Annotated in this window: 10 protein-coding genes and 1 pseudogene; 7 read left to right on the forward strand and 4 right to left on the reverse strand. The window is 42.4% G+C overall.

Annotated features, from left to right (window positions below; genetic code table 11):
* Positions 1-7: 7 nt before the first annotated feature.
* Positions 8-766: a 5-oxoprolinase subunit PxpA gene (locus CIK04_RS18770; protein ID WP_045612635.1), complete on the reverse strand. Its 759-nt coding sequence runs from the start codon at positions 764-766 to the stop codon at positions 8-10.
* Between the two features lie 149 nt (positions 767-915).
* On the opposite strand from CIK04_RS18770, the gene CIK04_RS18775 reads away from it, so the two are divergent.
* Both CIK04_RS18775 and CIK04_RS18780 read left to right on the forward strand, forming a co-directional pair.
* Positions 916-1,503 carry a YfiR family protein gene (locus CIK04_RS18775; protein ID WP_017422841.1) on the forward strand — a complete coding sequence of 196 codons (588 nt, stop codon included), beginning with the start codon at positions 916-918 and terminating at the stop codon, positions 1,501-1,503.
* Positions 1,491-3,479, forward strand: a complete 1,989-nt coding sequence (locus CIK04_RS18780) for a diguanylate cyclase (protein WP_097352665.1) — start codon at positions 1,491-1,493, stop codon at positions 3,477-3,479. Before CIK04_RS18775 ends, CIK04_RS18780 begins: the two co-directional genes overlap by 13 nt.
* Positions 3,480-3,757: 278 nt before the next feature.
* Here the strand turns inward: CIK04_RS18780 and CIK04_RS18785 are convergent, their stop codons facing one another.
* Positions 3,758-5,896 carry a TonB-dependent hemoglobin/transferrin/lactoferrin family receptor gene (locus tag CIK04_RS18785; protein ID WP_097352666.1) on the reverse strand — a complete coding sequence of 713 codons (2,139 nt, stop codon included), beginning with the start codon at positions 5,894-5,896 and terminating at the stop codon, positions 3,758-3,760.
* 228 nt (positions 5,897-6,124) lie between these two features.
* Here CIK04_RS18785 and CIK04_RS18790 point away from each other — a divergent pair, with 228 nt between their 5' ends.
* Positions 6,125-7,012: a LysR family transcriptional regulator gene (locus tag CIK04_RS18790; RefSeq protein ID WP_039449923.1), complete on the forward strand. Its 888-nt coding sequence runs from the start codon at positions 6,125-6,127 to the stop codon at positions 7,010-7,012.
* 48 nt (positions 7,013-7,060) lie between these two features.
* Here the strand turns inward: CIK04_RS18790 and CIK04_RS18795 are convergent, their stop codons facing one another.
* Complete coding sequence (locus CIK04_RS18795; protein WP_095429826.1) at positions 7,061-9,739, reverse strand: bifunctional acetate--CoA ligase family protein/GNAT family N-acetyltransferase; 2,679 nt, start codon at positions 9,737-9,739, stop codon at positions 7,061-7,063.
* A 224-nt stretch (positions 9,740-9,963) separates the two neighbouring features.
* Here CIK04_RS18795 and CIK04_RS18800 point away from each other — a divergent pair, with 224 nt between their 5' ends.
* The 4 genes from CIK04_RS18800 to yciH all read left to right on the forward strand — a co-directional run bounded on the left by CIK04_RS18800 (position 9,964) and on the right by yciH (position 12,686).
* Positions 9,964-10,539 (forward strand): SPOR domain-containing protein, encoded by a 576-nt coding sequence (locus tag CIK04_RS18800; RefSeq protein ID WP_017422835.1) that lies wholly within the window; start codon positions 9,964-9,966, stop codon positions 10,537-10,539.
* A gap of 166 nt (positions 10,540-10,705) precedes the next feature.
* Positions 10,706-11,701, forward strand: a complete 996-nt coding sequence (locus CIK04_RS18805) for a D-alanine--D-alanine ligase (RefSeq protein WP_097352667.1) — start codon at positions 10,706-10,708, stop codon at positions 11,699-11,701.
* Between the two features lie 296 nt (positions 11,702-11,997).
* Positions 11,998-12,372: a DUF3319 domain-containing protein gene (locus CIK04_RS18810; RefSeq protein WP_017790922.1), complete on the forward strand. Its 375-nt coding sequence runs from the start codon at positions 11,998-12,000 to the stop codon at positions 12,370-12,372.
* A 2-nt stretch (positions 12,373-12,374) separates the two neighbouring features.
* A complete protein-coding gene (gene yciH, locus CIK04_RS18815) occupies positions 12,375-12,686 on the forward strand; it encodes a stress response translation initiation inhibitor YciH (protein WP_017422832.1) in 312 nt (103 codons plus the stop codon).
* A 363-nt stretch (positions 12,687-13,049) separates the two neighbouring features.
* Here yciH and CIK04_RS35605 read toward each other — a convergent pair.
* A pseudogene (locus CIK04_RS35605) lies at positions 13,050-13,194 on the reverse strand (DNA polymerase III subunit alpha); the annotation flags it as partial.

Below are 13,194 nucleotides of genomic sequence, written 5' to 3' on the forward strand. Positions count from 1 at the left end.
TTTCTCCTTACATTTTGGCTATCGCTTGGCTAATTCGTTGCACTAAGGCAATGGATTCTGGATTGTCGCCATGCACGCAAATGGTATCGGCCTCCAAAGACAATCGAGTGCCATTGGCGGTATTCACACTGCCGTATGTCGCGATTTGTAGCGCCTGATTATAAATGTCTTCGGGTTGATGATAGACCGCATTAGCTTGGCTTCGAGGAGTGAGTTTTCCATCCTCTTGATACTGACGATCGGCGAATGCTTCGAATAGCAAAGGCACATCATAAATGTCAGCGATATCGAGGTAACGCTGGTTGTCACTCGTGGCAAGAATCATCAGAGGGATGCCAAAGATCGATACCGCTTCGCAAATCGCGCGAAAAATGGTTTCACTCTCCATCATATCGTTGTAAAGCGCCCCGTGTGGTTTTACGTAATGAAGAGGTACATCGTGGTATTGGCAAACCGCTTTTAAAGCTCCTACTTGGTAAAGCACGATCTCGCTGATTTGAGCTGGTGTATGTGGAATAGAGCGTCGACCAAACCCAACCAAATCTTGATATCCAGGATGAGCGCCTATTTTGACCTTATAGTGTTTTGCCAATGCGACGGTTTTCGACATCACACTCGGATCAGAAGCGTGAAACCCACAAGCGATATTGGCCATGTCAACCCAAGGCATCACTAATTCATCGGATCCCATCTTCCAATTTCCAAAGCTTTCGCCCATGTCGCAATTTAACGTTACTCTTTGCTTATTCACTATTAATTGAACCATCCTTGCTATTAATTTACTTAAGTTGGCTGAAAACGCGCTTAATGGCAATGATCAACCTCATCCTTTATCAATTGAACAGTGGTATTAGGGGGATGTCGAAGCGTTTCGCACCTATTTGTAACCTATAGAGCAAAAGTTGATAGATATCTATGAAAGCCAATTTATTGATTAATCACCTTACTCGCCATCCTAAATATCATTATTTGTTGATTTCTCGTTCATTTTTTCATTTTTACGTTGCTTTGCTCACGCTAGCATTATTGCTCTGTTTTCAAAAAGTATTTGCTTCTGAAATTCCATCCGAATCACAACTCAAAGCAGCTGCAATTTATCAAACCTCTCACTTTGTTCATTGGCCAGATAGATCACCAGACGAGCCGATACGTTTTTGTATTAAAGGCGATAAGAAAGTGCAACACGCATTAGAAACGGTCCTAGAAAACAAGCAGAACACATCTCGTCAGTTCCTCATAAGCAACAACCTAAAACAGTGTGATTTTATCTACTTTGATGAAAAAACGCGTTTTCAGATATTGAAATCGCAGACCAATAGCACGGTGACGATAAGCGGCAAGAAAGACTTTTTGAAGATTGGTGGCGTGGTTGAACTGACAATAGCACAGGGGCGTGCCGCGATAGGAATATGCAAAACGACATTACAGGAGAAACATTTTACGCTCGATGCTTCGCTCATGAGAATCGCGGATGTAAAGGAGGCTGAAAGATGTGTTCGCTAAAAAGCCTTTCCATCAAAAATAAATTATTGTTGCCCATTTTGCTGTTCGGCACGCTGATTTTTCTGATCGCGCAAGGTTTTCACTTTTGGGCGAGTTACGAAAAAGACCAACAGTTACAAAATCATAGAATCTCTATTCTTGCATATGGCGCCGCACAAAACTTACAAGCTGCCGTATTATTCAACGACCAAAAAGTGATGCAAGAGATTCTAGATTCGTTCTCTATCGATCCGAGCATATTGATTGTTGAACTTCGTTCTTTAGAAGGTAACGTCCTTTCTCGTTATCAGCGTGACATGCCTGTTAACGCTGATAACCACGTTTTGCCTCTTCCGTATCCTTTCGAAAATTTTATTACCTATAGCCAACGAATAGACGTTGAACAAAACGCGATAGCGACTCTCAGTATTTCTGCATCCACTCAAACGCTTGAACAAATGCTCACGCGCCTACTTGAAAGTAGCGTGGTATTTTTGGCCGTATTACTGCTTTCGGGCAGCACGCTTTATTTGATTGTTCAAAAAGTAGTGATTGACCCTGTGTATAAACTCAATGAGTCAATGCAAGATTTGGTTGAGGGACGAATAAAGGGTAGGTCGCTAGTATCTCATACCAGCGATGAGATGGGAGAGTTGGTGAACGCCTTTAATGCAATGAGTCAGCGCCTTGCTCTTCGTGACAGCCAACTGCATCACACGCTCGATCGATTGGAACACGAAAAAGCATTTGCAACGGATGTGATTGAAGCCGTTCAAACCGCGTTGTTGGTTGTCAATGAACATGGCGATGTATTGCACCACAATGCCGCTGCACGGACGCTATTTCAAGCAGACGCACAACGTATTGCGCAACACAAACTTTCCGAACTCATGCTTTGCAAAGAGCCTTCGTTCGTTACCAATGCGTTGACCAGTAAGAATCCATTAGAGGAACGGTTAGTTGAATGCAGGCTTCCAACAGGCTCCAAATTGCTTGTGAAAATATCAACACGGATATTAAGCATGAGAGGGGCGACCCTATTTTCAATTCAAGATGTAACGGAAATTGAAACCGCATTGAATCGCCAGCGTATCGCTGCTGGTGTATTTGAAAACAGTGAAGATGGACTTGTGGTACTTGATCATAACGGACTCATCACCATGACAAACCCAGCAGTGACACGAATGCTGGGCTATCCGCAGGAAATTCTCATTGGGAAATCATTATTAAAAGCGTTTGACTGGCAACAAATTCAAACCATTATGCCAACCATCCAAGAATCGCTGGAGCATTATGGCCAGTGGCAAGGTGAGGTTCTGGAAAAACACTACAATGGCAATTTGATACCAATGTTCGCGAAAGTGAGCCGAATTTCTAAAAAAGTCGGTGTTCAAGAAGTGTTTGACATGGTGATTATCCTCTCGGATCTGTCCGGCGTAAAAGAAATGGAGAGACTGGAGTATTTAGCCCACCATGATGCGTTAACGGGCCTTGCTAATCGTGCCAAATTGCATCGTACGCTCGAAGATGAATTGAAGTTGTGTAACTTTACCCACAGCGAATTTGCTCTATTTTATATGGACTTAGATGGATTTAAGTTCATCAATGATACCTTTGGTCATGACGCTGGCGATCATGTGTTAAAGGTTGTATCAGAACGGTTACTTAACGAAGTTCGTAGTGGTGATTTAGTCGCGCGATTATCGGGCGATGAGTTCGTTCTTTTGATTAAGCGAGCAGACAATCATTCCGTCACTTTACTGAGTGAACGTATTTTAGAAAGCTTGCGCGAACCCATAGAGTATTTGAATCAAACGATGCAAGTTGGCTGTAGCATTGGCGTTAAATTGGTCGGTCCACAAGAAAAGGATATGGAAAGGATCTTAAAAAGCGCTGACACCGCGATGTACAAGGCGAAGAAGTCTGGCAAAGGGCAGGCGATTTTGATTGGAGCCGAAGTCGGAGAGGCATGTTTAAGCAACGTTACTTCGGAATAAACTTTGATCTAAATCGGAAATACCGCAACTTTTGCGCAAATTACTCGCATCTTGTTGATGAACTGTTACAATTAGATGGAATTTAATTTGTGATAAAAAATTTGTTTCTCCTTGAGGATCCTATGGAACTTGCTCTAATTGTTGCTTTTATCGTTGCTTCTGTTGTGATGGTAAAAAAAGAAATGTCAAAACAATAAGTTATCATTCATCAACTTTTTCTCTTTGTACATTTTTGAATGAGACTTAAAAAGCCAGCAAATGCTGGCTTTTGTTTTTGGTTAGAAGTTGTATTTCACACTGATGTTGTAGCTTCTCTCTGCTTGAGTTAAATCACGACTAAGTTCTTGTTCCCCTCGAATATCGTTCCAAAGGTAATATTTTTCGTTGGTCAAGTTCATAATTCCTGCTCTTACAGTAATATCTTGTGTGGGTTTAAAGTAAGCCGTTAAGTCAATTACGGTTGCAGATGGTAGCTCTACTTGATTTGCCGTTCCGCCATTATTTCCGTCTAAATTAATGTCACTATTGGACTTCTTAGCAGTGTAATTCACTTTAATGCTTGTACCCCATAGATTGTTGGGAGCATCATAATTTAGGGCACCCACTGCATTCCAAGGATTGACACTATTCAAGGGATTCCCTTCGCCATCTTCACCTACAGTGTATGCTGCTACAAAACGGGTCGTCATACCTAAAGGTAGATTAGCGATTCTGTTCAAATCCAAAGTGTTGGAGACTTCAATTCCTTTAATGGTCGCTTCACTGATATTGACATAGGTATATTCCGTCAAACCACCAACTCTTGTTGAAGTTTGCTCAATGAAATCAGTGTAGTCGCTATAGTATAGAGCGATTTCACTGGCAGATGCGATGGTATTATGACGATAACCTAGCTCATATGAGAGACTTTTTTCAGACTCGAGATCAGGGTTAGGGCGGTTGGTGTAACCATGTCCCGGATTATCATAGGTGTAGTACAACTCATTGAATGAAGGCGCGCGAAAACCTTGGCTAATTTGTGTAAACAGTGTGCCTTCTTGCGTTACCTTGTAAGTGGCACCTAGTCGACCTGTGAATGCTGAGTCACTGAATTTTATGAAACTTTCATCTACAGTGTCTGACGGATCTGTAGAGAAATAGTCATAACGAACACCAGGAGTTAAAACTAACTTGTCGTTCAATACAGAGATTTCATCTTGGAGGAATAGACCAAAACTCATTTCCTTCGCATCAGGCGTGTACACATAGATTCTATCCGGAGTGTTAGGATCAGAGTTAAATTCACGATTCGTATTACTGATACGACTTGTCTTATAAGACAAACCATAAACTAAATAGTGAGTTTCTAACTCTTTGTCGAACTGAGTCTCTAACTCAATCTTGTTTTCCGTATATTGATAATCTTTTTTCTGCTGATTATCTCCATTCGGTGGAACCCTAGGTGGAACTCCTGCACTTGCTTCTTTGAAACGGTTTGTTAGTCCGTTTTCTTCTTTATCTGTCCAAGTTAGTCTAGATGTGATGGAATCAGTGATGGTTGTATCAACAAGCCAAATATGCTTTAGACCAAGACGATTTTGCTTGGTTGTATCCTCTGCGTTAAAGTTTTTGTAAGAGGAGCTTGCAATATCTGAGTCATTTTGGTTGTAAATCACTTCTCCAAGAAGTTCTAAACGATGGTCATCGCTCAGCTGAGATTGCAATTTGATCAACAGATCATTCTTAACGTAGTCTTGAGACTCAACTGAATAGTCGTCATACGGTGCTTTTGAAAAGTTTTGGAGTTCTTTGCCATCTCTGCGAGTGTAGGCGACCAAGGCTTCAACGTTATCAAAACGTTTTGCTACGGCTACATGTTCACTAAACGATTTATCTTCGGATGAGTATGATAGTTTGGCCTGTCCCCCGAATTCTTTGCCATTTTTAAGAAAGTCTGCTGGATCTTTCGTTTCAAATGCCACAACACCGCCAATCGCATCGCTTCCATGCAAGCTAGATGCTGCGCCTTTTACGATCTCGACACTTTTAAGCATATCCGGATCAACCGTGACTGCGCTTGAATTGATAAAAGAGTAAGGACCGCCATCAAACACGCCTGGCTGAGATGCTCCGTCAACCAAAATTTTAACTCTTTTACCCTCCATTCCCCTAATGTTGATACTTTGAACACCTTGGCGCTGTGTACTATTGATAGTTACCCCTGGTGTATATTCAAAAACATCATTGAGATCTTTGGCCATCTTACTTTCAAGATCTTTGTCAGAGATAACAGTTACTGATGCAGCGACTGAGTCCATAGTTTGATTCGTACGTGTTGCTGAAACAACGACTTCATCAAATAAACCAGCATCTTGAGCTTGTACTGGCGCAGCGAGAGCGAATAGTATTGAGGCTGAAAGGAACGTTCTGTTGTACATTTTTACTACCTTAAATCCATAGTAGGCGAATAATCGTCGCCATAATATTGGATGCTAATGATAATTACTATCATTCGTAAAAATATTTTTAACCATAGCTCTTATGTCGTTCCGTGTTTCTTAAAATGAAAAATTACATAATATCAATACGATATACTGAGAATGATGAATTTATAACGCCACTTTACAAAATTCACATCTGTGATCTTGATCACCAAAGGAGTTGAAGTGCAAAGCCCCATAACCTTGGAAGCATTACATATCTTAGATGCCATCGATAGAAGAGGGAGCTTCGCTTCCGCTGCCAATGAGCTTGATCGCGCTCCTTCGTCTTTGAGTTATCAAATTCAAAAGCTTGAGCAAGATCTAGACATCATGATTTTTGATCGTTCTGGCCACAAAGCGAATTTCACAGACGCAGGTCGACTTATCTTAGAACGTGGCCGCACGATTCTCGCCGCAACAGAAAAACTTGTTAACGACGCAACACTGCTAGCCAATGGTTGGGAACTGGATATTTCCATCGCATATGATGGCATTATTGGTATTCACCATTTTTTTTCGCTTGTAGACGCGTTAGGGAACGTGAGTAAAACCAGAGTCAGATTACAGGAAGAAATTCTCGCAGGCTGCTGGGAATCTCTTCAATCCGGCAGAGCAGATTTGCTTGTGTGTCCAAAATTAGAAGTCCTGCCACATGACGTGAAAGCCGACACCATTGGAAAGATGAGTATGACTTGGGTGGCAGCGCCAAATCACTACGTTCACAAACGAAGTGGTGAGTTTAATGATTCAGCAAGGGAGAAGTACCGCATTATCGCTATCGCCGATACTGCACGTGAGCAACCGGCTATTACGGTCAATATCATCCAGAAACAACCGAGATTAACCGTCACTAATCTTCAAGCTAAGGTGGATGCCCTTGTCACTGGCCTCGGAATCGGCACACTACCCACAGATATCGCAATCCCATTGATCGAAGCAGGCAAGCTCAAGGAAATCGAAGGAGCAGAGCAGCAACATCTAGAGATCATTTTGGCTTGGAAGCGCAACCAAATGGGAGAAGCGAAATCCTGGTGTATTCAATATCTGAAGAAAAATTGGAAGCTAAAATAAGAGTTGATCTGGAGAAAGCGGCTTTGACAGCCGCTTTCGTTGGTTCGCTTACGGGTTCAGTGGCAACACCATATCTGCAACGCCATCTTCAAATTGGATATCTAGGCTAAAACCAAGTTTTTGAGCAAGCGTTAACATGCCACGGTTTGTTGGCATGGTCATGCCAGTCATCTTCTTCGTGCCTTTCTGACGACAATAATCAATGATCTTATTCATCAGGACTTTTCCTAAGCCTTTGCCTTTTAGATCAGAACGAATCAATATCGCAAACTCCGCCTCCGTGTTTTCAGGATTAATCAAGGCTCTCGCAACGCCAATGATTTTTGCCTCACCGGATGAAAACGATACGGCGACAAAGGCCATTTCTCGGTCGTAATCTATTTGGGTTAGGTTCGCTAAAGCCTCGTGATTAAATTCACCGACATCACTGAAAAATCGTTTATAGAGATCCTCTTTGGAAACATTATTGATGAACTCGGCATGCGAAGGTTCATCCTCTGGCAATATCGGCCTTAGTAGAATAGGTTCTCCATCTTTCAGTTGCATGGTTTCTACAAACTCAGCGGGGAAAGGGCGTATAGCAAGACGTTCTTGACCGTGGCCTTGGTAATTCTCTAAGGTCAGATCCGCGTCCAGGATGGTAAAATGCTCACCATTTGCCAGAACTGGGTGAATATCCAGTTCTTTAATCTGCGGCAGCTCGACCACCATTTGAGAAATGCGAACCAAAAACTTTGCCAGCCCAAGAACATCCATCGGTTCAGGCAGTTTTTGTAGGCGTATATGGCCTTCTTTTATCGCGCGTACAATCTGATAGCGTGCCAGCGTCATATTTAGAGGTGGTAATGCTGCCGTTGCGTCACGAGCTTCGCTCCATTCCGAACCGCCTTGACCAAGTAGAATTACTGGACCAAACACTTTGTCCGTAATGACTTTTACACGAATTTCTTCCCCTCCGGCAAGCTTTGCCATGCCTTGGACCAATAACCCATGTATGTGGGCGCTAGGGTAGGCAAGTTTTGTGCGATCAAGAATCGCGTCAGCCGCTGACGCTACTTCTTGGCTATTACGCAGGTTCAGCATGACGCCTTGGACATCAGACTTATGTGCAATGTCAGGAGAGCGCAGTTTCACCGCGACGGGATAACCGATTTGCTCGGCAATATGCACGGCCTCAGGGGTATCACTTGCAATCCAGGTCGGCAAAACATCAAAGTGGAACAGCTTTAACAAACTGCCCAATTGGTGAGTATCAAGCTGGGCGATTTCCTTATCCATCAAATGCTCTGAAACCCACGCCTTTGCAGCGTTGACGTCGGAAACGTGCAATGGCTCTGCGGTTGTCGGGGTTTCCATAAGTTGTTTCTGATTGCGGCGGTATTCTACTAAATGCATGAAAGCCACAACCGCGCTTTCTGGTGTTCTATAAGTTGGGATTCCCGCTTTAGTGAGTATCATGCGGGCTGGCTTTGCAGTTTGCTCACCAGACCAATTCGTTAATATATTGAAACGCTTATGTCGCGGATGACTCTGTATTGCATCGACGATCGCTTGCGCTGTGTCTACGGAGTCTGATACCGCAGAAGGGCTATGCATAATCAAGATTGCGTCTGCACAATCACTATCAAGAATGGCGTTAATAGTTGCAACGTAACGTTTTTTATCCGCATCGCCGACAATATCAATAGGATTATTATGGGACCAACTACTTGGTAGATTCTGAGAAAGCGCCTCTACCGTTTCCACAGACAAATTGGCTAACTGCCCACCTCGTTCAAACAGCGTATCGACGGCCATCAATGCAGGACCTGCACCATTAGTGATTATGGCAAGTCTCTCGCCTCGCAATGGCACTGAATGGGTAAGAGTCTCTACTGCTGCAAATAGCTCGTGTGTGTTGTTAACTCGAAGCATTCCCGAGCGTCGGATGGCTGAGTCATAAACGATATCAAGTGTATCCGAACCCGATTTATTTAATGCCCTGCGGCCAAGAATCGAACGTCCGCCTTTCAAAACGAGAATGCGTCGGTTACGCGAGGCTGCGCGCGCTGCAGAAATAAATCGTCGTGCATCAGTGATTGAGTCAACATACAGCAAGATGGCGTCGGTTTTACTGTCTGTCGAAAGGTAGTCCAGTAGTTCGTCAAAATCGATGTCGAGACCGTTACCAATCGAAACAAAAGCGGAAAAACCAATTTCTTTGTCATTGGCCCAATCCAAAATTGTTGTACACACCGCGGCAGACTGAGAAATAAATGCTATCTTCCCCGGCTTTGCCGTTACAGGAGAGAACGAAGCGTTAAACTTTTGCCAAGGTAGGATCAAACCAAGGCTGTTTGGTCCGAGTACTCGCATATTGCTTTCGCGCGCAATGCGCAAACACGCTTCAGCGACAGACTGATCATCTTGATGGAGATAGTCTGTATCTGACGCCAACACTATGACAAATTCAGTACCAATTTCTGACAGTTGTTTAAACAGCACTACATTGCGCTCTGAGCGAGTACACAGAATAGCAATATCGGGGACAAGCGGCAGTTCAGAAACAGAGGGGTAGGCGAGAACACCAGCGACAGATTTGTATCTTGGTGTAACGGGCACAATCGTGCCATCAAACCCACTTTGAAGCAGGTTTTTCATTACTATATTACCTGCGCTTAAGTGACGTTGTGACGCACCAATAACTGCGATTGAAGTAGGTTTAAACAGTTTCTGTAGTTTATGCACTTGGCTTTCTCCCTGCTTCGCCGTATGACCTTGTGGAGTTCATCATAAACAAAATCGTCGATAGTGAAATGTTTATAAATAGAACTATGCTTACAAAAACAGCACGCCGTATGTAGATTGTGTAATAAGTCACATGTTCTAAGCGGATTATTGAGATCTAGGCTTGATTCTCAGCATCGCTATCGGCATGATTTAAGATAAATTTTTTAAGAGTTAGTCATTCCATGAAAAAAGTTGCCATTATCACTCTTTCTGTTTTGCTGTCTGCTTGTGCGTCGGATAACTACGTTGCTAACGTAACGACCGAGAGCCACCGCGAAGAATTTAAAATTGAACCTATTCCTGAGCCTTTGATGGCACAAGAAGAAACCGTTCAAGAGGTGAGTATTCCACAGCAAGTAGTTAAAATGGAGCCACAAACGGAAGAGAAAAAAGTCGTTAAACTCAGCCCTCAATCCGAAACAACAAAAGCAGTTAAGATAGTTCCGCCGAGCAAAAAGCAACAAGAAAAAATGCAGCGCTTCGGTTATACGGTTCAAGTCGTCGCTGTCGGTTCTCAAGCAAAAGTTGACTATTTTGCTTCTAAACTGCCTAAAGACGGCCAGCCTATTTGGGAAAACTATAAGATTGTCAATGGTACTAAATGGTTCACAGTATTATATGGTGACTTCGCAACAAGCACTGAGGCAAAGAAAGCCATTGCACAATTGCCCCAAGAGTTCAAAGAATTGCAACCTTTCGTAAAAAGCATTGATGCAATCAAAAACTCTGAATACCCAACACTCAACAAACTAAACTAAATGACAACGACATAAAAACGAAAGGAGCCTAGCGCTCCTTTCGTTTTTGTACAACAAGTAGTCATTCAGTGGGTAAAAGCCATTTTTTACCAATAAATGACTGTACGAATAGCAAGGTATCGCTATCATTGAGACAGCGTGTCTTCTATCACGGAAAGATTTAACAATGATGAGAAATGTTCTACTTTTATGCGGCGGTGGTTCTTCAGAACACGAAATTTCGCTGCTTTCTTCTGAATACCTTCAGCAACAGCTTGGCTTAATTGGTAATGTAAATGTCCTAAAAGTTGAGATTAAAAACGAAGGTTGGTTTGACCAAAAAGATAGACTTGTCTATCTCGATATCCATACGAAAAGCGTGAAAAGTGATGAGTTTAATGAATCGATAGACATCGACTTCATTGTGCCTTGTATCCATGGTTTTCCTGGTGAAACAGGGGATATCCAGTCACTTTTTGAGCTAGCCGGTATTCCTTATCTGGGCTGTGGGCCTGAGGCTAGCAGTAACAGCTTCAATAAAATTACGTCGAAACTATGGTATGACGCGATTGGCATTCCTAACACACCGTATCTTTTCCTAACGGAGAACAATGAAGAGTCTCACCAGGTGAGTAGAGAGGCATTCGACAAATGGGGCAAGCTGTTTGTCAAAGCGGCTAGACAGGGATCATCGGTTGGCTGTTACAGTGTAATCAAAGTAGAGCAACTTTCTGATGCCATTGATAAGGCGTTCGGATTCTCTCATCAGGTATTGGTTGAAAAGGCCGTAAAACCAAGAGAATTAGAAGTTTCCGCTTATGAGATGAACGGTCAACTTCATATTTCAAAGCCAGGTGAAATTATTGCTCCTGACGGTGCTTTTTACTCCTACGATGAGAAATACAGCGCAGGTAGCCATTCAATCACAGAAGTAGAAGCGAAAAACTTAACCGAACAGCAGTTAGCGACGATTCAACAGTGCAGCGAGAAAGTCTTTCGTCAAATGAACCTTCGTCATTTGTCTCGAATCGATTTCTTCTTAACCAGTGAAGGAGAGATCTACCTTAATGAAGTGAATACCTTTCCTGGAATGACGAAGATTTCCATGTTTCCAAAAATGCTCCAACACAATGGACATAAGTTTCATGAATTCCTAGCGGACTGCATTGAACGCTCACTTTAAGCATTAAAGAAATGCGGCGCTTTTGATATTGTTTTTCGACAAAAGGCGCCGTTTTATAATCAATAAGTCATGAGAATTCAATTATCTAATCAGTCATTCTTTTTACGAAATAGCACCTTAAAAACCAGACAATACACCTACTAATATGTGATTGATTGAAGAGTATCTTCATGGTGGAAAAGGTTTTTTTTCATTTCATTGCACCAAAGCACGCTATTATAAGAATTTTATACTTGCTAAGCGTCTGATTACTATTATGATTATAGTAAGACTTAATTAATAGATGATTCAGTTACATGGCTATATCTCATTACCGTGGTTTTAACTTACAGTCTGCACCAAATGATACGAACATCTGGCAAGTAAAGATTAAGAATCGAGTGCTTCAAGGAAGCTTAAGTGCAGTGAAAAAGAGCATTGATTGGTGGTGCGATACAGCATCGATCATTGATCCTAGAGAGTTTTCTTCGCTTGACAGAAAGCAAGAAGCGGCAGGATCTACTCAGGCAGAAAACTTTAATGGTTTTGCCATTAAAAACGATACAGGTGAACCGAACGCTTGGTATTGTTTCTTTAATGGCAAACTCATTAAAGGTTCCAAAGCGGCTATTCAGCGACATATAGAAGCCTATTTGATCGCGAAACAAAAAGCCGAACAACAGAAGAAATAGTAATGACTCTTGTATATTCAACAGAAACAGGCCGAATCAAACCAGAAGAACCTAAAGCTTCGCGCCCAAAAGGTGATGGTATTGTTCGAATTCAACGAGAAACCAAAGGCCGAAAAGGCAAAGGGGTTTGCGTTGTCACTGGCTTGGATCTCGATGATGCACCTTTGAAGCTTCTTGCCGCAGAGTTGAAGAAAGTCTGTGGTTGTGGTGGTAGTGTTAAAGACGGAAACATAGAGATTCAAGGTGATGTTCGTGACAAAATCAAAGCGCATCTTGAAAAAAAAGGCATGAAAGTAAAACTTGCCGGCGGTTAATTTCAAAGGAGCTTTCAACGCTCCTTTTTTGATCTCGTCCAAAGTGAACACGTCACATTAATCTGCACAACGAATCTGCTCTCGAACCCTTAATCGTATAACCAATATAGAACCTTAAATCTTTGATTAATAAGGTTCTATATTAGGTATTTTATGGTAAATACAAATTATGTTTAATCATGAATCAGAGCATTAATACCAGTAAAGGGGAGCCGAGACAGAAACATTTCGCGTAGCGCTATATATCATTTAACATAATATACATAATGCGCACTTTGGCATTTCAGCTTGGGATGGTTTTCATCGCGGATTTCAACTGCCATAAAGAAGCATTTATGACAGTTGAGAACGATTATCGCGGGTTTAGTTTAAGGCTTGGTGACTCTGCTCTTGCAGCAAGTGAGCTTTGAGCAATGGCTGCATCTCGATAAACGACAACACGCTTTGCAAGTGCTCGATTTGAGATTGCAGACGCTCCCAGATAATGGCTTGTAACTCTTCGCTCTCA

The sequence above is a fragment of the Vibrio sp. 03_296 genome (genome assembly GCF_002265885.1).